14 protein-coding genes are annotated in these 19,638 nt (G+C 43.2%); 6 read left to right on the plus strand and 8 right to left on the minus strand.

Going from position 1 to position 19,638, the window contains the following annotated elements; genetic code table 11:
* Positions 1-210: 210 nt before the first annotated feature.
* Together B3Q63_RS02175 and B3Q63_RS02180 are read right to left on the minus strand one after the other, a co-directional pair.
* Positions 211-939: a pantothenate kinase gene (locus B3Q63_RS02175; protein ID WP_296173212.1), complete on the minus strand. Its 729-nt coding sequence runs from the start codon at positions 937-939 to the stop codon at positions 211-213.
* Between the two features lie 37 nt (positions 940-976).
* Positions 977-1,945 carry a biotin--[acetyl-CoA-carboxylase] ligase gene (locus B3Q63_RS02180; protein WP_296173214.1) on the minus strand — a complete coding sequence of 323 codons (969 nt, stop codon included), beginning with the start codon at positions 1,943-1,945 and terminating at the stop codon, positions 977-979.
* Positions 1,946-2,125: 180 nt separating this feature from the next.
* On the opposite strand from B3Q63_RS02180, the gene B3Q63_RS02185 reads away from it, so the two are divergent.
* Together B3Q63_RS02185 and B3Q63_RS02190 are read left to right on the plus strand one after the other, a co-directional pair.
* A complete protein-coding gene (locus B3Q63_RS02185; RefSeq protein WP_296173350.1) occupies positions 2,126-2,929 on the plus strand; it encodes a sulfite exporter TauE/SafE family protein in 804 nt (267 codons plus the stop codon).
* Between the two features lie 51 nt (positions 2,930-2,980).
* Entirely contained in the window at positions 2,981-3,916 is a 936-nt protein-coding gene (locus tag B3Q63_RS02190; RefSeq protein ID WP_296173215.1) for a hypothetical protein, read from the plus strand.
* 43 nt (positions 3,917-3,959) lie between these two features.
* Here the strand turns inward: B3Q63_RS02190 and B3Q63_RS02195 are convergent, their stop codons facing one another.
* Positions 3,960-4,259, minus strand: coding sequence for a DUF4298 domain-containing protein (locus B3Q63_RS02195; protein WP_296173216.1), 300 nt, complete (start codon positions 4,257-4,259; stop codon positions 3,960-3,962).
* Positions 4,260-4,398: 139 nt separating this feature from the next.
* Here B3Q63_RS02195 and B3Q63_RS02200 point away from each other — a divergent pair, with 139 nt between their 5' ends.
* The 4 genes from B3Q63_RS02200 to B3Q63_RS02215 all read left to right on the plus strand — a co-directional run bounded on the left by B3Q63_RS02200 (position 4,399) and on the right by B3Q63_RS02215 (position 13,787).
* Entirely contained in the window at positions 4,399-8,346 is a 3,948-nt protein-coding gene (locus B3Q63_RS02200; protein ID WP_296173218.1) for an AAA family ATPase, read from the plus strand.
* A 202-nt stretch (positions 8,347-8,548) separates the two neighbouring features.
* A complete protein-coding gene (locus tag B3Q63_RS02205) occupies positions 8,549-9,565 on the plus strand; it encodes a cell division protein ZipA C-terminal FtsZ-binding domain-containing protein (protein WP_296173221.1) in 1,017 nt (338 codons plus the stop codon).
* Positions 9,566-9,788: 223 nt separating this feature from the next.
* Complete coding sequence (ligA, locus tag B3Q63_RS02210) at positions 9,789-11,888, plus strand: NAD-dependent DNA ligase LigA (RefSeq protein WP_296173224.1); 2,100 nt, start codon at positions 9,789-9,791, stop codon at positions 11,886-11,888.
* A gap of 3 nt (positions 11,889-11,891) precedes the next feature.
* Positions 11,892-13,787, plus strand: a complete 1,896-nt coding sequence (locus tag B3Q63_RS02215; RefSeq protein ID WP_296173227.1) for a hypothetical protein — start codon at positions 11,892-11,894, stop codon at positions 13,785-13,787.
* A gap of 50 nt (positions 13,788-13,837) precedes the next feature.
* Here the strand turns inward: B3Q63_RS02215 and B3Q63_RS02220 are convergent, their stop codons facing one another.
* The 5 genes from B3Q63_RS02220 to B3Q63_RS02240 all read right to left on the minus strand — a co-directional run bounded on the left by B3Q63_RS02220 (position 13,838) and on the right by B3Q63_RS02240 (position 19,604).
* Positions 13,838-14,392 (minus strand): hypothetical protein, encoded by a 555-nt coding sequence (locus tag B3Q63_RS02220; protein WP_296173230.1) that lies wholly within the window; start codon positions 14,390-14,392, stop codon positions 13,838-13,840.
* A gap of 250 nt (positions 14,393-14,642) precedes the next feature.
* Positions 14,643-15,050 carry a hypothetical protein gene (locus B3Q63_RS02225; RefSeq protein WP_201562257.1) on the minus strand — a complete coding sequence of 136 codons (408 nt, stop codon included), beginning with the start codon at positions 15,048-15,050 and terminating at the stop codon, positions 14,643-14,645.
* Positions 15,051-15,497: 447 nt separating this feature from the next.
* Positions 15,498-17,957, minus strand: coding sequence for a YgiQ family radical SAM protein (locus tag B3Q63_RS02230; RefSeq protein WP_296173234.1), 2,460 nt, complete (start codon positions 17,955-17,957; stop codon positions 15,498-15,500).
* Between the two features lie 233 nt (positions 17,958-18,190).
* On the minus strand, positions 18,191-18,973 hold the full coding sequence (locus B3Q63_RS02235; protein ID WP_296173236.1) for a hypothetical protein: 783 nt from the start codon (positions 18,971-18,973) through the stop codon (positions 18,191-18,193).
* 163 nt (positions 18,974-19,136) lie between these two features.
* Positions 19,137-19,604, minus strand: a complete 468-nt coding sequence (locus tag B3Q63_RS02240; protein ID WP_296173238.1) for an Lrp/AsnC family transcriptional regulator — start codon at positions 19,602-19,604, stop codon at positions 19,137-19,139.
* Positions 19,605-19,638 lie beyond the last annotated feature (34 nt).

Consider the following 19,638-nt stretch of genomic DNA (forward strand, 5'->3'; position numbering starts at 1 on the left):
ATTTCAGAATAAAATTGATACATTAATATCCTCGTGCTAATGGGCTAAATTTTTCTTGCTTGCTGTTCGCAGGCGTGACAGAGGCTGCGAAAAACTCAACCCATTAGCACTCTATATCGGTTTTGAATCAAATAAGCTAGAAATTAAAAAAGCAGTACGCTTAAAACGTACTGCTTTTTTAATTTCTAGCTTATAAAGATTTTTCAGTCATCATGCCTGTTTACTATGATCAAAATAACGTGCCAAACCATTTAATAATAAATCATCGCGCAGGCGCACTGAACGATTAATATGTTGCGCAATGATATGAGCATCACCACCAGTCATGATGAGCTCAAAGTTTGGATGCCGGTTACTGATTTCATTGATGGCACCAACGATAGATAATAATATCCCGCGATGTACCGCATCTTGCGTGGTGGTGCCCTGACTGACGCTATCAAAAGTACCGTTAGAGATGGTGATTTGCTTGGTGCCAGAGAATAGAGATTCACGTTGCAGATAGATGCTTGGGAAAATATAACCGCCTAAATGCTCCGCGTGATCAATCAAATCAATCGTCACCGCTGTACCGCAGCCAATCACACATTGACGCTTTTTCTTATCAACTGCGCCCAGCATTTGTAGCCAACGATCGCAGCCGAGCTGCTCGTCATTATAGGCGCTACGCATCAATGGGTGTTCAGCATCAACATGGACAAACTCAAACGGAATATCTAGACGACTCAAAGTCTCTGATACTTTTACGTTGAGCTCGTCACCCAGTACAGACGATATACCGATAAAGTCGGGCGCATAACGCTCAAAACGATCGGTCAGACCCATGAGTAATTCGGCAGGCGCTTGCAAGTGCTGCTTGGCATCGTGCGCGACTATCTGCCCGATATCATCGGTGAGCCAGTATTTAAGACGGGTATTGCCAAGATCTAACCAGAGCATAAAAATCCCTTTATATGGTGCTCGTTAAGTATGTGGTTTAAGACTCACGAATCACATCAATACGACCGGTAAAAAGCGCAGAAATCTTACCGTTATCTTCACGCAATTGCAAACAGCCGTTTGTATCAATACTGCAGGCGTCACCAGTGATTACATGCGAATTATCATCATGGTCTTGGCTGACCTGTAATCGTAGACCTACGAGTGCATCCATCGTCGCAAACTCTTGTAAAAAGCTGTCCAAATAGTAGGTATGCCCGGTTGGCTTCTCTAATCCTAAATACTCAAAGCGAGTCATCGCTGCTATTAAAGCTTCACTCATTTGCTGATAAAGCGTTTGTAAGGTTGGTAAATTGTGCGAGTTATCTGACGCCAGCATCCCGTAAATATCTTGTAAGCTAATCGCTTGATAGCTCATGCCTTCACAAGTTTGTGCGGTTAGCTTTGGCGTGGCTTGTACATTCAATCCAACACCCATGACCACACCAACCAATTTTCCTGCCTTCCAAACGGGTTCAATTAAAATACCAGCAAGCTTATTAAATTGAATAATTTGTGTGTCTGGTTCAGCTTTATCTGCTTCAGATGAATTTCGATAAAAGCCCAAGTCATTAGCCCATTTTACGCCAATAGGGACTAAACCTTGCGCGCGTAATTGTTCATTTAACCTTTGGATAATAGGCATTTTTGCCAACTCAACGCCGATAATCAGCGACAGTAAACCGCTAATCGGCATATGCACTGGATGATATAACGACAGATAGACATTGCCGCGCGGTGATTGCCATGAACGACCGCGCTGTCCACGTCCTGCGCTTTGGGTCTCAGCCGTTAATAGATGCAACTTAGTAGCGTCAAGCGTAGCATCTTGCACCGCTGTTATCAGCTCACTATTGGTAGAGGCGCTGCTGGCGAGGTGGCGATGATTGAGCTTAGGTAAATGCTCAAGCTCTAATGACTCGGAGGAGTAGGCAGACAAAGAGTCAGATGAATTAAGTAGCGGCATAATAAGTTTCGTCGATGGGGTTAATATGGCGTGGATAAACTTTGATATACTGAGCGATTGTTGCTAATTAACAGTACAAAGTAGACAGCATAAAGGTCGGATTATGATTTGGCAAATGCGATTGAGAGTGTGGTATTCCAGTAAATATAAAAATAAGCGCAATAAAAGGCCGATTCAATGATGTTATATGTGTGGTTTGTCATTGCAGGAGCGTTTGCTGGCGTCAGCGCAGGTTTGTTTGGCGTCGGCGGCGGCATGATTATCGTGCCAGCATTGGTATGGATTTTTACTGCGTATCATTTCCCCCCTGAAGTGGTGACTCATTTGGCGATTGGCACTTCCTTGGCGACTATTGTGGTGACTTCGATCAGCTCATTAACTGCGCATAATAAGCGCGGCGGTGTACGCTGGGAAGTATGGCGCAAAATGGCATTGGGCTTGGTTATCGGTAGTTTGGTTGGGGCAGGCATTGCCGATATGATTGACGGTAAAGTGCTGCAAGCCATCATCGGTATCGGCGCGTTATTGGTCGCGTTAAAGATGCTGTTCTTCTCTAACAAAGAGCAGTTAGGTAAGCCGTTACCGTCAGCTGGTGTGCAGTTTGGCGCGGGTACGGGTATTGGTATGGCATCGTCTATTTTTGGGATTGGTGGTGGCAGTTTGACGGTACCGTTTTTAAATTGGGCAGGGCTACCGATGAAACAATCGGTCGGTACGTCTGCCGCTTGTGGTTTGCCGATTGCGTTGGCTGGCGCGGCAGGCTTTGCATGGTTTGGTCAAGACGTGGTCAATCTCCCTGAGGGTACGATAGGCTTTGTACATATTACGGGTTTTCTATGTATTTCCGTCGTTAGTTTCGCGATGGCAAAAGTTGGTGCCAAGCTTGCTCATGTATTACCTGCGCTCACGCTTAAGCGTGCCTTTGGCATATTGTTATTGTTTGCCGGCGGGCAGCTGTTGTTAAGTGGAATTGGAGTGATTTAATACTCTCAAATTTAAATAAAAATTAGAACACTAATTTAGGAATACTATTGAATGAAAGCTGCAGAAAAGTATCGCCGTGTATTTGGCTCAATCAGCCATTTAAAAGATGAAATACCATGGACGACTGGTTTGTCCAATATGGTAGAGTTTCTAGTATGGCAACCACAGCGTGTTCTTGGTATTAGCAAAAAGCAATATGTTAACCAAATTATTGAATGGGCAACAGTTCCAGAGATGAAAGACAAGAGTCTGCAAGAAATCAAGCAAGCTGTGAGTAAAAAGTTGAATCAAAAAATGAGTGAGTCTGAGCAATTGGAAACTTATTCAATGCAAACGATAGGTATTTGCAATGCTAGGGAAGCGGTGCGCCGCGTAAAGTTCTTTTCTGAGGATTATCTAAATAAAGAGTTCGATATTTTTCTAAGTTTATGTAGTGACATTTATCTAAACCTATTTTATGGGCAATTCATTAAATTTGAACAATGTGGCTCATGGTCAACACACGGCAATAGCGGCATCTTTGAATTTAGTACTGAACTGAAAGCTATGTTCATGGATAATCTGTCTTACAATCATCAGGCGAATATATTGATCGCTAATGAATTGAAGCTTAATGGCAAGAAAAACGCTGACCAAATATTAAAGTACTGCTTAATGTACAAGTATTTATTAGAAATAGGCTTCATTGATAAAGGTGCAAAGTTTTTACTACTGTTTATCGGCGGCAGTATTATAAAAGAGGATAAGCAAAGCCTAATTAATCAAGAAATAGCTATGTGTCAAAGCAAGCCAGAAAAATACCAACACTTATTACAGCCTGATTTATTGGAAGTAGTTGCCCATTTAGAAGTTGCGAGTATCTCTTGGCAGTCACTGATTGAGTTTAATAATCATTATTTGAATGAAAATGAGGTTTGCCAAGTCGAGCAAAAACTACTCAAGGGTTTCAATCAAAGCCTTCAATCAAAATCGTTTATGCACTTATGACTTTAACTCTAAAGCTCATTACGACTTTAGATGAAATAGCTGCCTATTTCTTATCAATCGCATCTAGCCCTAAACGCATCCACTGTCGTGCCAGCTCGTCACGATCAGTGAGCATATTCCATAGCGCATCTTCACTAAAGATAGAGTGCTCTTTACCCGAGTGCTCAATCGGCAGATCCGCTTCACGATCTGCCATCCATTGCGGATTAAGATAGTAATCTTTCAGCTCGTTTAGCAAGGCTTCAGCTTGCAAAAACTGCTGCTGCGCCTCAAGCTGTTTACGATGTAGCTCACACCATTCTTCATATTTTTGTTGTAGTTCTTGCGGATTATAGTCAGTCATTTTAATTCTCTTAATTTTTAGTGTTTAAATTAATGATATTGATTTTAAGCCATATTATAGCATCTGTCACAAACCCTAAAAATTTAGCACAATTTGAGGTAGAATAGCCGCCTGTTTTTGCTAAGTTTATTGATCCTTCATGCGTCTAAAATCTCTAAAGCTGGCAGGCTTTAAATCCTTTGCCAATCCAACGACTTTTACTTTCCGCCATGGCATCACCGCCATCGTCGGGCCCAACGGCTGCGGCAAATCCAACGTCATCGATGCCATTCGCTGGGTGCTAGGCGAAACTTCCGCCAAGCAGCTACGCGGCGGGGCGATGAGTGATGTTATCTTTGCGGGTACGCAAGATAAAGCGGCCAAAAGTGTCGCCAGCGTCGAGCTAACCTTTGAGCATACGCAAGACGAGCAGACGGGTATTCGCCATGAGTTTAATCTCTATCAAGAGCTGTCTGTCCGCCGACAGGTAAATTTGGATGGTCGCTCAGACTATTTTATCAATGGCACGCGCTGTCGTCGCCGTGATGTGGTCGATGTATTCTTGGGTACAGGGCTTGGCGCGCGTAGTTATGCAGTCATCGAGCAGGGTATGATTGGGCGTATTGTTGAATCTAGCCCGTTGCAGCTGCGTGAATTTATCGAAGAGGCAGCTGGCGTTTCTCGTTATCAAGCGCGCCGTGAAGAGACGCAAAAAAAGCTTGAGAAGACGCAGGACAATTTAGCACGTCTGCACGATATGCAAAGCGAGCTGGTCAGCCAACAAAAACGCTTATCTAAGCAAGCTGCCAGTGCTGAGCGTTATGAAGAGTTAGCGTTAGCACTTGCTGATATTAAACAACAACTTGCCATTCAGCAGTTATATCAAGCTAAGCATAACCAGCAGCAGCAAAAAATCGCCCATGAGCGTAGCGCTAATGAGGTCGCCAAACTACAAGCCAGCTATGAGACGTTAAAAGCCAAACAAGATAAGCTTGCAGCGCATATCAATCAAGAGCAGTGGCTCAAAGACGATGCCCAAAGCAGCCATTATCAGCAGCAGCTAAGCTATCAACAAGCTGAGCATGAGCTTAGCGATGCCAAATCACAATTAAACGTTATCGCACAGCAATTTACCAGCTTAGAGCAGCAGCGTCAGCAAGCAGTCGATGAAATTGAGCGCTTAAAAACCGAGCAGGCTGAGCAGCATAATGTGCTAGAAGGCTTGCGCCCACAGCTTAGCGAGTTAACCAATAAACGCGATTCGCATAAACGCAACGAGCAACCATTACAGCGCGCCTACCATGATGCGCAAAATAAGCTGTCACGCCTGCAAGATAATGCGCGTACGCTTGAGCAGCAGCAAGCGATTAATAGCCAAGCGCAAAAACGGCATCAGCAAAACTATGATAAATGGCAGCGTCGCCAACAAAACTGGCAGAATCTATGGCAGCAACTACAACAGTCTCTATCACCAGTTGAGAGCGCTGGTTTACAAGGTAATACAGATGCGAAAAACTTGCAGCAGACGTTAGAGACACAAGTTGCTGAGCTAAATAAACAGTTGCAGCAGATTGAACGCCAGCAAGATAGCGTTGATGAACGCCTGTCTGAGCTACAACCACAAGCGCATGAGTTGCAGCAACGTTTGCACACGCAGCAGCGCGAGTTAAGCGAGGAAGAAAAACGTCATGCGGTCTTGGCAGGGGAATACTATACTCTGCATCAAATATTGCATCCTAAACCACTACCAAAATCGCAACAGTCTGCTAACGTAAAAACTGCTGATGCAAAAACTGATTTAGAAAGTAATTCAGTAAATAATTATAAAGACTTAACTATTACTACCTTACGTGAGCAGATTGAACTAAGCGCAAAAGGGCAACAGCATGCCGAGTTACTCGATAGCGTATTGGCGTTATGGCTCGATAGTCATGTGTTGGTTTCTAACCAAACCATGCAGCCAAGCATTGATAACGCGAGCGATGATTCTGAGAAACCGCATAGCTTATGGCAAGCGCTTGAGCATGATTTAACGGATTTGTTTACTTATCCGACTGCGCAAAATGCGCATAGTAGTACGAAAGAGAAGTCATCAATAGAAACTGGCCATAGCTTGTGGCTATCTGCTAAGCAAAGCGAGATTAAAGACCATTTATTTATTAGCGAATTACCAGATACTTTAATTGATAAAATACTGCCTTTATCAGAGCTGATTACTGCCCCTAACTTAGCGCTTTGGCAGCAATGTTATTTATATATTGTGCAATCTGAAATTAATAATCAGCAGACTCTTGATACGCTTGCCGATATTTTAAAAGCACTGCCATCATCAGCCATTTTACTAACCTCGGACGGTTGGCTTATCAGTCGTCAGGGTACGATTAATCTAAGCAAGTTTGCTGGGGCGCAAAATGGTCAAAACGATAGCAATAGCCAATTCTTAAGCCAGCGTTTACAGCAGCGTAACCGTCTGCAAGCGTTAGAAAATCTGCTTGATGAATTTGAGGTCAAAATCCAAAATCAGCAAAAGGCTATTGCTGATAATCAACGCAATTATGATGCATTAACAGTTAGCTTAGAAGAAACGCGCGCGCAAGCTGAGCAATTAACCCGCGATAAACATCAATATCAGCAACAGCTCACCACTAAGCGCGCCAACGTTGAACGTCTACAAGCGGACAGCCAGCGTCTAAATGCTGATAAAGTTGCTCTTGAGCAAGAACAACAAGAATTAGAGCAAGAGCAAAAAACGCTTAATCTTGAGCAGCAACATATTCAAAGCGAGATAGTAGCGCTGACGCCGCAAATAGCCGACGCTCGTGCATTAAGTCAGCAATTGCAGTCTGAGCGTAGTGAGCTAAATCGTGCGCTTCAAACGGATGATGATGCTTGGCAAGCATTGCAGCTTCGTATTCAACAAAGTGAGATGCGACTAGAACATAGCGTTAGTAGTCTTGCACGGGCAACTGCGCAACATGATAAATCGCTACAAAGCGAGCACAGTCTAAAGGCGCGTCATGAGCAGCAGCAAAGTAAACTGCCAGCACTACAAGCAGCATTGCAAACAGCACAGAAAGCACGTGATGAGCAGCAAGTAGTATTAACGACACGCGAGGCAGCATTAACGGTGCTTAAGCAAGAATATAGTCAGCAGCAGACTGAATTAGATACACTGCAAAACGCCTTGCAAACGCAGCAAAGTGAGCTTGCCCGTCACGCCACCGAGCTGGCCTTAAGCGCGGCGCGTTTAGACGATGCCAGTACTCATACGCAAGAAGCGCTAGATGCTTACCATAAAGCTAGCTATAAATATAAAGCGCAATCGAATATAGCGCCGCCGCAGCCGCAAGTGATGAGTGTCTCAAACTTATTGGCGGATTTTATTGCCCATGATCGCCGTGTACGTCCAGACAAAATCGCAGAATTAAATTCTGAGCGCGCAAAGCTTGAGCAGCAGCTGGGTAAAATTGGCGCGGTCAATCTCGCTGCAGTAGCAGAATTGGCAGAAGTTAATGAGCGTTTAGAGCCGCTCGCGCAGCAGACAGCAGACATTGCTGCTAGTATGGAGACGTTAACGGAGGCGATTGCCTCGATTGATGAAACCACCAAGACGCTATTTATGCAGACGCTTGAGGCGGTCAATACCGAGCTTGCCAATTTATTTGCCAAAGTTTTTGGTGGCGGGCAAGCAAGCTTAACGCTCAATACTGACGATATGCCTGCTAATGCGCCAAAATCAGAGCAGTGGCGGGCAGGGCTGACTTTAATGGCGCAACCAAAGGGCAAACGTAATAGTCGCCTTGCTGTGCTGTCAGGTGGTGAGAAAACCTTGACTGCGCTAAGTTTAATTTTTGCGATATTTAAGCAGCATCCGGCACCGTTTTGTGTGCTTGATGAAGTTGATGCGCCGCTTGATGATGCCAACGTTGCTCGCTTTACTAGCCTCATTCATGAGTTAGCAGACGACTTGCAGTTTATTTTTATCAGTCATAATAAGCTGACGATGCAGATTGCCGATGAGCTAAAAGGTGTTACCATGCCAAGCGCAGGTATTTCTGCCTTGGTCAGCGTCTCGCTCGATGAAGCCGCACGTTACCTTTCTGATTAAGAGCAGCCCAGTAATAAAATAATTGATAACTGGCAGCCATTGCTAGTGGTATAGTTAGGGCTAGAATATAAAGTCACGCAAATATTTCGGACTAATGATAAACGATGACTATATGGTGACGATATTAATCAGCCATGCTAGACTATTGCCATTTATTCACTCTTATATCTTCCCTTTTGTCATATATTAGGATGTATTTCTCATGACCGCTATCCAGTTTATATTAATCGCCATTGCCGCATTTATCGTGCTTGCAGGGCTATTTATGGTCATTCGCAGCTTTAAGCGTCGCAAAACTGCTGAGGCTGCCGCGGTCAATTATGATAAAAACGGTATCCCTATCATACCGCGCCACGAGCGCAATATCGTTGATCAGCCAGACTTAGACGATACCGTTGCAGGTGAAACCAGTATCGGTCCTGATCGCAGTTATTTGGATGCGGTCGTTGAAGAAGAACCTTTGACCCAGTCGCATACCCATGTCGATGCACAGCTAACGGCTGGTCGTGGTGAGATAAATGACGCTAATAATGATGTGGTAGATGACGCCGACTATGCGCGCTGGCAAGATGAGCAGCAGCATGCGGATGATAGCGAGTTTGTGTCTACTGCTGAGCAGATGAATATCGAGCAAGAGCCAGATGCGTTTTCAAGCTTGGTCTCTGCAACCGACAGCCTGATGCCAGTGATTGATACCGCAGACGAGCCAAGCTTTGATAATAATAGTCCGATACTCGATCAGCATCTCTCAGAGCCGGTTGATGAAGCGCAAAACGGTCCGTTAATCAACGCCAAAGACAACATCAATATTACTATCTTGCCGCACCAATACCGTGACCGCCCAGCCGCAATTATCCGTGGTCGCGATTTACTAGCGTTAATTGATAAATACGGTCTACGCTATGGCGCGATGAATATGTTCCATCGCTATGAGCAAAAAGACGGCACTGGCATGCTGTGGTTTAGTATGATGGGCATTACTGATAGTGGTATCGCACCTTTTGACCCGCATAGCGTCGCGACCAATACTTATAATGGCGTGGTGGTTTTCTTATCCTTGCCGCATCCACAAGCGCTGCGTAGCTTCGATAGTATGATGAGCATCGCGTATATGATGGCAAGTGATTTGGACGCCGTTATGCTCGATGAAGAGAACGAACCAATCACCCCTGAATACAAGCAGCAATTGCGTAACCAAGTTCGCGATTATGAAGGTTAAAGTCTAAACAGTTAAAATTACTTCTAAAGGCAAATAGCGATTGACGTTATTTGCCTTTTTTAGTTTTTGGTTTATAAGCGTTTCATTCGCCTGATTTTCTATAAACTTGGTTTTCAACAGAATTGGTTTCCAACAGAATTAGTTTTCTACAAAATCATATCCGAGCATCCTACAAAATTGCTATCATATCGGCATCTTGAATCGCAAAAAAAAGACGCCGACTATGACTGATCCTATCGCACCGCTTACCTCTAAAGACATGAATAACGAGATGAATAAAGACAGTAATACTGCACAATCTGCAAGCAATGATGCTGCTATCGTCACCCAAATGCGCACGCTTATTGATAATTTAAAGACGCATAATTATGCTTATTATGTGCTCGACAATCCGATTTTAGAAGACAGCGAATACGATCAGTTGCGTCGCTCTTTATTAGAGCTTGAAGAAGAGTATCCCGATTTAATACAGCCGGATAGCCCAATCAATCAAGTTGGCGATATGCCACTGTCAGCCTTTACCCAAGTTACCCATGATATTCCGATGTTGTCACTGGGCAACGTCTTTGATTATGACGAGCTGCATACCTTTATGCGCCGCGTCAATGATCGGCTTAATGACGCGCAGAAAAATCCTGAGTATGAGATGGAGCTAAAGCTTGATGGCTTGGCGGTGTCACTCAAATATGCTTATGGGCAATTTACCCAAGCGGTGACGCGCGGTGATGGGCAAACGGGCGAGGATATCACCCAAAACGCCAAAACCATTCGCAATCTGCCGCTTTGGCTTACTGCGGCAAGCGATATTCCGTTGTTAGAAGTGCGTGGTGAAGTGCTGATGCCAAAAGCCGGCTTTGAGCGTCTGAATCGCCTAGCGGAAGAAAAAGGCGATAAAACCTTTGCCAATCCACGTAATGCCGCCGCTGGTAGCTTACGTCAGCTTGACCCCGCTATTGCTGCTAGCCGTCCGCTGGCATTTTACTGCTATTCAGTCAATCAAGGTCTACCTGAGACTATCGATACCCAATCAGCCGCATTGGCTTGGCTTGGTGACATTGGTTTTAGCGTCAGCGCGGTGAGAGTGGTAAAAAACCCACGCGAAGCACAAGCCTATTATGAGTCGATGATTGAAACACGTACTAAACTGCCGTTTGAAATTGATGGCATGGTCATCAAGGTTAATAACCTGGCATTGCAGCAACAGCTTGGCTTTTTATCGCGTGAGCCGCGCTGGGCAACCGCCTATAAATTCCCTGCCGAAACGGTCATGACGCGTCTAAACGATATCGAATGGCAAGTTGGACGCACTGGCGCAATTACTCCTGTAGGTAAGCTTGAGCCAGTCAAAGTCGGCGGCGTTACCGTTAGCAATGTTACCTTGCATAACTTTGGTGAAATTCTGCGCTTGGATGTGCGCGCAGGCGATATGGTCAGCGTCCACCGTGCCGGCGATGTCATCCCCAAAGTCACCCGCGTTTGGACAGATCAGCGTCCAGCAGATTCAGAACCTGTTAAATTGCCATCGACTTGCCCTGTATGCGACTCCCCTGTGGTATTGCCTGAAGGTGAAGCGTTGGCACGTTGTACTGGTGGTTTATTCTGTCCTGCCCAGCAGCAAGAAGCGCTTATTCATTTTGTCTCGCGTCGGGCGATGGATATCGATGGCTTAGGCGCAAGTTGGCTGATTAGCTTTTTTGAGCACGGTTTGGTCAAGACCGTCGCCGATATCTATCAGTTGCATAAACATCAAGACGAGCTGATTACGCTTGAAAAACTAGGGGAAAAATCGGTAAAAAATATCCTCAGCGCCATTGAAACCAGTAAACAGACCACGCTGGCTCGCTTTATCTATGCGCTCGGTATTCGCGGCGTCGGTGAGACCACGGCGCAGAATTTGGCGCAGCAATTTGGCGACCTTGATAGCCTGATGGCAGCAGATATCGACAAGCTCCTACAAACGCCTGATGTTGGCGCAATCACCGCTGAGCTTGCTTATAAATTCTTCCGCGCGCCGCATAATATCGAAGTCATCACCGCATTACGTGAAGCGGGCGTGCACTGGGATAAGGTTGAGCAAGTGGTGTCAGAGGGATTGCCGCTCGATGGGCAAACGTGGGTCATTACGGGCGCGCTTGATAGCATGGCGCGTGATGAAGCCAAAGCCAAACTGCAAGCGCTCGGTGCCAAAGTCTCAGGCAGTATCTCGGCAAAAACCACCGCGCTATTGGCAGGTGACAAAGCTGGTTCGAAGCTCACCAAAGCGGAAAAATTGGGTGTAAAAGTGGTGAGTGAGGATGAGTTCTTGGCGTTGGTTGGAGAGTAGGGTATGAATATTGAAGACATGGAAGGTTTGGACGAAGAAACACGTAAAAAAATTGAAGAGTTGTTGGAGGTAGTTTGTAATGGGGATGCAAAGGAAAGTACTCGAGCAAAGCTTGATATAGGAATAGCATTGGCACAGAGTAATGATATTAAAAGTGCGCTATCTGTATGGAGTAGTATTAAACGGGCAGATGATCCAAATGTATATTCTTATGCGAAACTCAATATGGGTATAGCTTTAGTACAAAGTAACGATGCTAAAAGTGCATTATCTGAATGGAACAAAATTCAACGAACAGATAATTCAAGTGCATATGCTCAAGCACAGCTTAATATTGGTGCTGCTCTGGAGAGAGAGGGTGATAGTAAAGGAGCGTTACTAGCGTGGGATAGTATTAGCCATGCAGATGATTCTGAAATATATTCTCAAGCACAATTTAATATTGGAATTGAACTATATAAAAATGATACTAAAGAAAAAGGTTTATCAGTACTACAAGATATAAAGAATTTAGATAATTCTAAAGTATATGCGAAAGTACAGTATATTGTTGGATTAGAGTTGAAATCAGAAGGGCATTTTGAACGTGCACTAAGATCATTATGTAATATTGCATACTCTACTGATCCAAAAATATATGCGCAAGCTCAATATAGAATTGGACAATATTTGATTAATGACAGTATATCGAAGAAATATACTGAAGCTCAAAAAGCATTTTTAAATGCAAAAGAGGTTTACCCGTATGAAACATATAATTATAAAAAAGTATGCAAATTATTAAAAAACTCAGAAACTGAAACTATAGGTATGAAGGTTTTACAGTTATTGAGTAACACATTGGAAATTGTTAATGCCTTAAAGCTGGATTTTGGTAATTTGTCTAAAGAAGAAAAACCGCCTGAACGAAAGTTGGCACATTATACTAGTACTGAAGTAGCTAATATTTTGTTGAATGAAGAAAATAAGAAAAAACAAGCTGGTTATTTACGCTTAAACACTATTAGTAATATGAATGATCCGAGTGAAGGATTGTTACTTAGAAGTTTTCTAGATAAAAACAAAGCCTTAACCTATAATTCATCAGAATTTGATGAGAGATCTCACGCATTTTTTAGTTGCTTTACTTTTAATCACGATAGCTTAAATCAGTTTAGGCTTTATGGTAAGAAAAATTTCCAAGAAGCATCAGGTGTTAGCTTCGTTTTTAATAAAGAGTTTTTTCAGTCAGATAATTTACTTGGTGGATTAACATATTTATTTTTTTACGAGAGAACAGATAATATTTACGATGATGGTTCCAAAATTCAACAGAAAAATGCAGATTTAAAATCAATTGAGAGTAATAAAGATAAAAAAGTAATAAATAAACAGTCAGTTATGAGATGTATATATATTGATCCGGCATCAGACTATATACAGTTAGCACAACGTAATCGACTAACATTTCATCGGGAATTTAAAGTTTCAGAAAATCCTGAACAAAAGTGGCAAGAGTATAAAAAAGCTATAGATAAACTAACTACAAAAATAGCAGAACTACTAAATATTTTAAAGAAAGATTATCAGGATATAAGAGATGAATATAAAGAATTTTTTAAAGAAAATTTAGAGCTTATTGATAAGATTTTGCTGCCATTAAAATACTTGATTAAACATTCGGCTTTTCAAGAAGAGCAAGAGTGTCGTATGATTTATATAACTTCCTTATCTGACAAAAAAGTACAGATAGTATATGGGGATTTCCTTTACGTTGAATATGGATCCAACGTTAAGAATTATCTCAATAAAGTTTATATTGCGCCCGCTGCTACTCAATATCAACCGTACTTAGCTAAGCTACTTTGTGATACTGATGTCAAAATCGAACTTTCAAACAATCCTTACCGTCAAACTTAATATTTTTTAGTAGCGTGTGCCATATAAATCAAAACACACGCTATCAACTTCTACTCCGCCACCTCTCCATGCCCCTTCACATCACCTTTCTTACTATCCGGCTGAATCACGATAGGCAGCACCAATCCTTTCGCAAAGTCATCGGACAGTACATAATCATAGCTACTGGCAGCGACATCAGGCGTGGTATGGATGACAAGCTTCATGTCTTTACTATCAATGATTTCATGTGAGGTATAGCTATCGCTAAGCTGATCGAGCAGCTTTGACAGCGCTTCATTGCTTGCCATACTTATCGTCAGATTGTGCTGCGCGGTGGCATTATCCACATCGAAATATTCCGCATAATCGCGCACATTTTGGCTATCGAGCGCAAACGGATATTTATAATTGGCGGGGTCAACAGCTTTTTCGCCGCTTGCGACCAATGTCCAATCAATAGTATTAACTTTTGCCGCCTCAGATGTTGCTACTGTTACTGAGGTTTTATCAGAGCTATCAACGCTATCAGTGCCATTAGAATTGTCAGCGCTATTATCGCAGCCCGTTAGCGCCAACATGCCCACACTAGCTATTATCATCATACTTAATAAACGCTTTACCATTGAGTTATCCTCTTTATTTATGGGTCATAAGCTATTTTTATAGATGGGCTATTTTGACAGCTTTCAGCGTGCTTCTCTAGCTAAATGCTGCAAAAGGCTATTTCTTATTATTATCAAATGAAAGACAACTGGGATAAAGAAGAACGTATTGGCAAGGATGTTTTTAAGCTTACAGCCATAAAAAAACAGCCACCGTTTGATGACTGTTTAATAATTATTATGCTTTAGTTTTAATATCTATATCAGCTGCTTAGATTTGGCAGTTTACTTGGTATTCTTTACCGTCAGCCCATTTCATCGCAAAGATACCTTTATCGCCTTTCATGTGCCATGCATAGACGACTTCAGAGTTTGATTCGTTGACATAGCTTGCGGTATCACCTTGGACGCCACCATTTAGGATAATTGGCTGATTTGCCCAGTTCACTTTAGGCAACGTCGCGTCTAGCATGACTTGTTTTTTATTGATTGACTGTTTTGCCAAGATTTTGCTGCCATCGGTACAAGTATAAGGTGCTGGTGCCATACGGTCATAAGCGACATCGGTCACGCTTTCTGAAGCAGGGGTTTTATTTGGGGTAGTAGGCGCGGTAGTCGCACATGCGCTTAGTAGAGCAAGAGTAGGTAGGGCAACAGCGAATTTAGTTAGGGTGTTCATGGTTTTCTCCAAAATTATATAATTTATAATATATTTATTTTTAACTAGGCGTTTTACCTATACTTTTTTAAACTATGCTTTTTGAACAATGTATTTTTTCACTACGCGTTAAGCATATAGCGCATATGTTATCGAAAAGGCTTTCCGCATAATGTTAGAAATTGTTTGTTACGTGTTCACTAAGTTACTAAAACACTGACTAATGTAACGCTGCACTTAACAGCCTTTGTAAAATAGCTAAGCTTAAATTAGTGAAGCGGTAAATATATAGCTATGGAAATAGGCAAAGAAGTCAGCCGACTTTTATCAAAAATATAAGATATCAAGAATATAAAAAAGCGCCTATCGACTGCTGAGCCGATAGGCGCTTTGGTTTGAGCTTAACTGAAAATTTCTAACTTATTTAGCAGCAATCGCTAATAGCTATTTAACTCACAGTTATTTAATTTATTTGGTCTTACGCGGTGGCAGACCAGTATGCTGAGTTTGAAAGTTGCCTTTGCTGACTTTCTTGGTATTCTTACCAGAAGTGTTTTTGCCCGAGGTGTTTTTTGCAGCGCTAGGACTATTATTGCTGCGTTTCACTGAGTCATTACCCAAGCGGCTGTTCTTTTTACGCGCCGATTGATAGCTGTCTTGCGCCGCATCGCGACCTTCTAAACTGGCATTAAATGGCGGGATTAAGCAGCCACGGTTTTTACCAATCAAGTCACTGCGTCCCATATCTTGCAGCGCTTTACGCAATAGTACCCAATTTTTTGGGTCGTGATAGCGTAAGAAAGCTTTATGCAATTTACGTTGCTTGCCAGATTTGACGATATCCATGTCACCTTCGTCACGGCTGATTTTATGCAGCGGGTCTTTATGGGTATGATACATGGTGGTCGCGGTCGCCATCGGGCTTGGATAAAACGCCTGCACTTGGTCAGCGCGGTAGCCGTGACTTTTTAGCCAAAGCGCAAGGTTCATCATATCTTCATCTTTGGTGCCGGGATGGGCGGCGATAAAGTAAGGAATCAGATATTGCTCTTTGCCAGCCTCTTGGCTGTACTGCTCAAACATGGCTTTGAATTTATCGTAATTGCCCATGCCGGGCTTCATCATTTTTGATAAAACGTTTTCTTCTGAATGCTCAGGGGCAATCTTTAGATAACCACCGACGTGATGACTGACCAATTCTTTGACATATTCAGGGTCTTTAATCGCCAAGTCATAACGCAAACCTGAGGCGATAAGGATTTTCTTCACGCCTTTAATATCACGCGCCTTACGGTATAGCTGAGTCAAATTACTGTGATCGGTGATCAGGTTTTCGCAAACATCAGGATAGACGCAAGACGGCTTGCGGCAGTTTTTCTCAATGGTCTCATCTTTACAGTTGAGGCGATACATATTGGCGGTCGGACCACCAAGGTCAGATATCACACCGGTAAAGTTCGGCGCAGTATCACGAATGGCTTCGACTTCACGCAAGATAGATTCTTCTGAGCGGTTTTGAATAATACGACCTTCGTGCTCGGTAATTGAGCAAAAAGTACAACCACCAAAACAGCCGCGCATGATATTGACTGAAAATTTAATCATGTCATAAGCAGGGATGCGCGCATCGCCATAGCTTGGATGCGGTAGGCGTGCATACGGCAAATCAAAGACGTAATCCATCTCTTCGGTTGAAAGCGGAATCGGTGGCGGATTGAGCCAAACGTCAATTGAGGTATGTGAGTTACCGGCGCCGCTACTATGACGCTGCACCAAAGCACGCGCGTTACCCGGATTGGTCTCAAGGTGTAAGATACGGCTGGCATGAGCGTACAAAACAGGGTCAGATTTGACGTGTTCGTAATCAGGCAGACGAATAACGGTTTGCTCACGTGGAGGCATTTTAATTTTATGCTTACGCGCCGTCATCGGCTTATTAAAGCCGCGCATTTGTACCACTTGCGTCTCTTCGTCCACTTGCTCAGCATTCAATACTTTATTGGTCACAGGTTCTGCAACAAAGCCTTGATACTGTTTCGCATATTGGGCTGACATGCCGTTCATAGCTTGTCCGACCGGTGAATCAGATGGCTTTTCTTGTTCAATTTTGCAGCTATCAACGTCTTCGGTCATCACGTATGGATTGATAATTGGATCGACGCGACCGACGGTATCGACATCATTACTGGCAACTTCAGTCATGCCTGCTTGCCAATGGCGACGAGTCGGGGTCAATAAATATGCTGTACCGCGCAGTTTGCTCATTTGCTCAAACGTGTAGCCTTTTGAGAGACCATGTACCACATCGACGATGGCACGCTCAGCGTTACCATATAATAAGACATCGGCACGGGCGTCGATCAAAATACTGCGGCGGACTTTATCTGACCAATAGTCATAATGGGCGATACGGCGTAAGCTGCCCTCGATACCACCTAAGATAATTGGCACATCAGGATAAGCTTCACGGCAACGCTGGCTATAAACGATGGCCGCGCGGTCAGGGCGTTTGTCAGCCACGTTACCCGGCGAGTAAGCATCATCGCTACGGATTTTGCGGTCAGCGGTATAACGGTTAATCATGCTGTCCATGTTGCCGGCGGTCACACCATACGCGTAAACCGGTTTACCAAGCTCCATAAAGGCATCTTTGCTCTTCCAATCTGGCTGCGCAATGATACCGACGCGAAAGCCTTGTGCTTCTAATAAGCGGCCGATAATCGCCATGCCAAAGCTTGGATGGTCGACATAGGCATCGCCTGAAATGATAATGACATCACAGGCATCCCAGCCCAAATCGTCCATCTCTTTGCGGCTCATCGGCAAATAAGGCGCAGGCTCGTAGCAGCTCGCCCAATGTTTGTCGTAGTCGTAAAGTGGTTTGGTGCCTTGTTTAAAGGCGGTACGGGCGATGGTATCGGCAGACATGAGCGGACCTGTTAATTAGAAAAATGGCACTAAAAAATAGCCGTTATTGTTATTCATTAACAACGGCTCATTTAAAAGCGCTCATTTTAACATGAATTACGCTCAGGATGTGATAAACGATGATAAAGGATTAGCGATAAGTTATTGATAGCGTAAGATAATATACCAATAAAAGGATTCCTAGAAATTTAGAAACCCTCTTAATTTAGGCCATTGTTAGCATGAAAGATTTACTACTGTAATAATTGGAAGGGGAACGTCACCACATCAAAAGCAAGGGCAAAGGGCAGTAAGACCAGCTTTTGCGCTGTATTGGCACCACTACGAGACACTTGTTTTTGCTGACTTTGGGTATAAAAACTGACCATATAAGGCTTGGTTAGAGCGCGATAATTGGCTTGAATCAAGCTTAAATTACTCACTTGCGGATAGATAGCACCTTTGACAGGCACGCTAAAACAAAAACGCTGAGCATTGATACGTAGATCGCTGGCTGAGGTGCAATCACGGCCATTATTTTGCAAAAAGAACTGATAGTCTGAGCGCTGGAATTCATCTTTTAATTTGGCGTAAGAAAGCTTCATTTCACCCTGAAAATAGCCATCGTTATTGGGCACATAAAAACTCATGTCGTTATCGACGTGGATGTTCTTTGGCGTCAGATTGCTTAATAAGCCAATCATTTCTGTCCCGCCTTGGGTCAGCACATAGCTATTCTTTTCACCGACGATGACCATGGTAGCGTTTGGCGTTTTTGGTAATGCCTGCGCAGGACGACCAAAGGCCACAATCTGGTCTTCAGATAAGATTTGCTTGGTAGTGGTGGTGCTGACATGATTGTCACTTTCTAATAAAGAGCTGGTTGCGCAACCTGAGCTTACGAGTAATGCCGCAAGTGATGCACCTGTTAGCAGTGTTTTTAGATATAGTGTTTTTCGGTTCAATGGCTTTAATCTGAATAATTTTAGCGCTGCATTATTGTTTTTTTTATTGGTAGGAATGGTGTTGTTAGTCATGTGAGGCTTCCTTGTCTACGTTGACTATGATTGGATTTTGTTTTTAAGCGATATTTATATACTGATAATTTCTTAAACTTTAACTGCTATCGTACCTTGTATGATCACCGCTTAGCTACAGCTAATTAAAAAGCTAACCTTACTATTCATTTTTTAATCGCTATCAATCCAACAAAATCTTTGTCCCACTCTTCGTGAAATTCATCACAAACTGGCTTTTAAAGCTACGCACATTATTCTCGTAAGTCAGCAAATTACGCGTAAATTCATGATAGTCATTCATGTTTTTAGCATTAACCATCAACATAAAATCCGTATCGCCCGACACTTCATAACAGCTCATCACCCGTGGTTGGTCATGCATTAAGCGCTCAAATCGATGCTGCATCGAGGTATTGGAGCGCGACATCTCTATCATTACCACCGCCGTAAGCTCGTAACCTACCTTATTTGGGTCAACGATAGCGACTTGTTTGGTAATTATTCCGTTATCTATCAATGCCTGAATGCGGCGCTGAGCCGTAGCGATAGAGACATGCACGCGTTCTGCCACCGTTTTTAACGGTAAGCTCGCATCGTCCTGTAGCAAATTTAAAATGGCTTTATCAGTATTGTCTAAAATATGGCTCATAGCATTTAGCTCTAAAAAATCATAATTATTTAAA

Source organism: Psychrobacter sp. UBA2769 (assembly GCF_002352555.1).
GTDB lineage: Bacteria > Pseudomonadota > Gammaproteobacteria > Pseudomonadales > Moraxellaceae > Psychrobacter > Psychrobacter maritimus.

Bases quoted from the DNA above. Each gene is read 5' to 3' on its own strand.
- B3Q63_RS02180 (WP_296173214.1), bottom strand. From the start codon at position 1,945: ATGCCGCTACTTAATTCATCTGACTCTTTGTCTGCCTACTCCTCCGAG.
- B3Q63_RS02205 (WP_296173221.1), top strand. From the start codon at position 8,549: ATGACCGCTATCCAGTTTATATTAATCGCCATTGCCGCATTTATCGTG.
- B3Q63_RS02185 (WP_296173350.1), top strand. From the start codon at position 2,126: ATGTTATATGTGTGGTTTGTCATTGCAGGAGCGTTTGCTGGCGTCAGC.
- B3Q63_RS02190 (WP_296173215.1), top strand. From the start codon at position 2,981: ATGAAAGCTGCAGAAAAGTATCGCCGTGTATTTGGCTCAATCAGCCAT.
- ligA (WP_296173224.1), top strand. From the start codon at position 9,789: ATGACTGATCCTATCGCACCGCTTACCTCTAAAGACATGAATAACGAG.
- B3Q63_RS02200 (WP_296173218.1), top strand. From the start codon at position 4,399: ATGCGTCTAAAATCTCTAAAGCTGGCAGGCTTTAAATCCTTTGCCAAT.
- B3Q63_RS02225 (WP_201562257.1), bottom strand. From the start codon at position 15,050: ATGAACACCCTAACTAAATTCGCTGTTGCCCTACCTACTCTTGCTCTA.
- B3Q63_RS02195 (WP_296173216.1), bottom strand. From the start codon at position 4,259: ATGACTGACTATAATCCGCAAGAACTACAACAAAAATATGAAGAATGG.
- B3Q63_RS02220 (WP_296173230.1), bottom strand. From the start codon at position 14,392: ATGGTAAAGCGTTTATTAAGTATGATGATAATAGCTAGTGTGGGCATG.
- B3Q63_RS02235 (WP_296173236.1), bottom strand. From the start codon at position 18,973: ATGACTAACAACACCATTCCTACCAATAAAAAAAACAATAATGCAGCG.
- B3Q63_RS02215 (WP_296173227.1), top strand. From the start codon at position 11,892: ATGAATATTGAAGACATGGAAGGTTTGGACGAAGAAACACGTAAAAAA.
- B3Q63_RS02240 (WP_296173238.1), bottom strand. From the start codon at position 19,604: ATGAGCCATATTTTAGACAATACTGATAAAGCCATTTTAAATTTGCTA.
- B3Q63_RS02175 (WP_296173212.1), bottom strand. From the start codon at position 939: ATGCTCTGGTTAGATCTTGGCAATACCCGTCTTAAATACTGGCTCACC.
- B3Q63_RS02230 (WP_296173234.1), bottom strand. From the start codon at position 17,957: ATGTCTGCCGATACCATCGCCCGTACCGCCTTTAAACAAGGCACCAAA.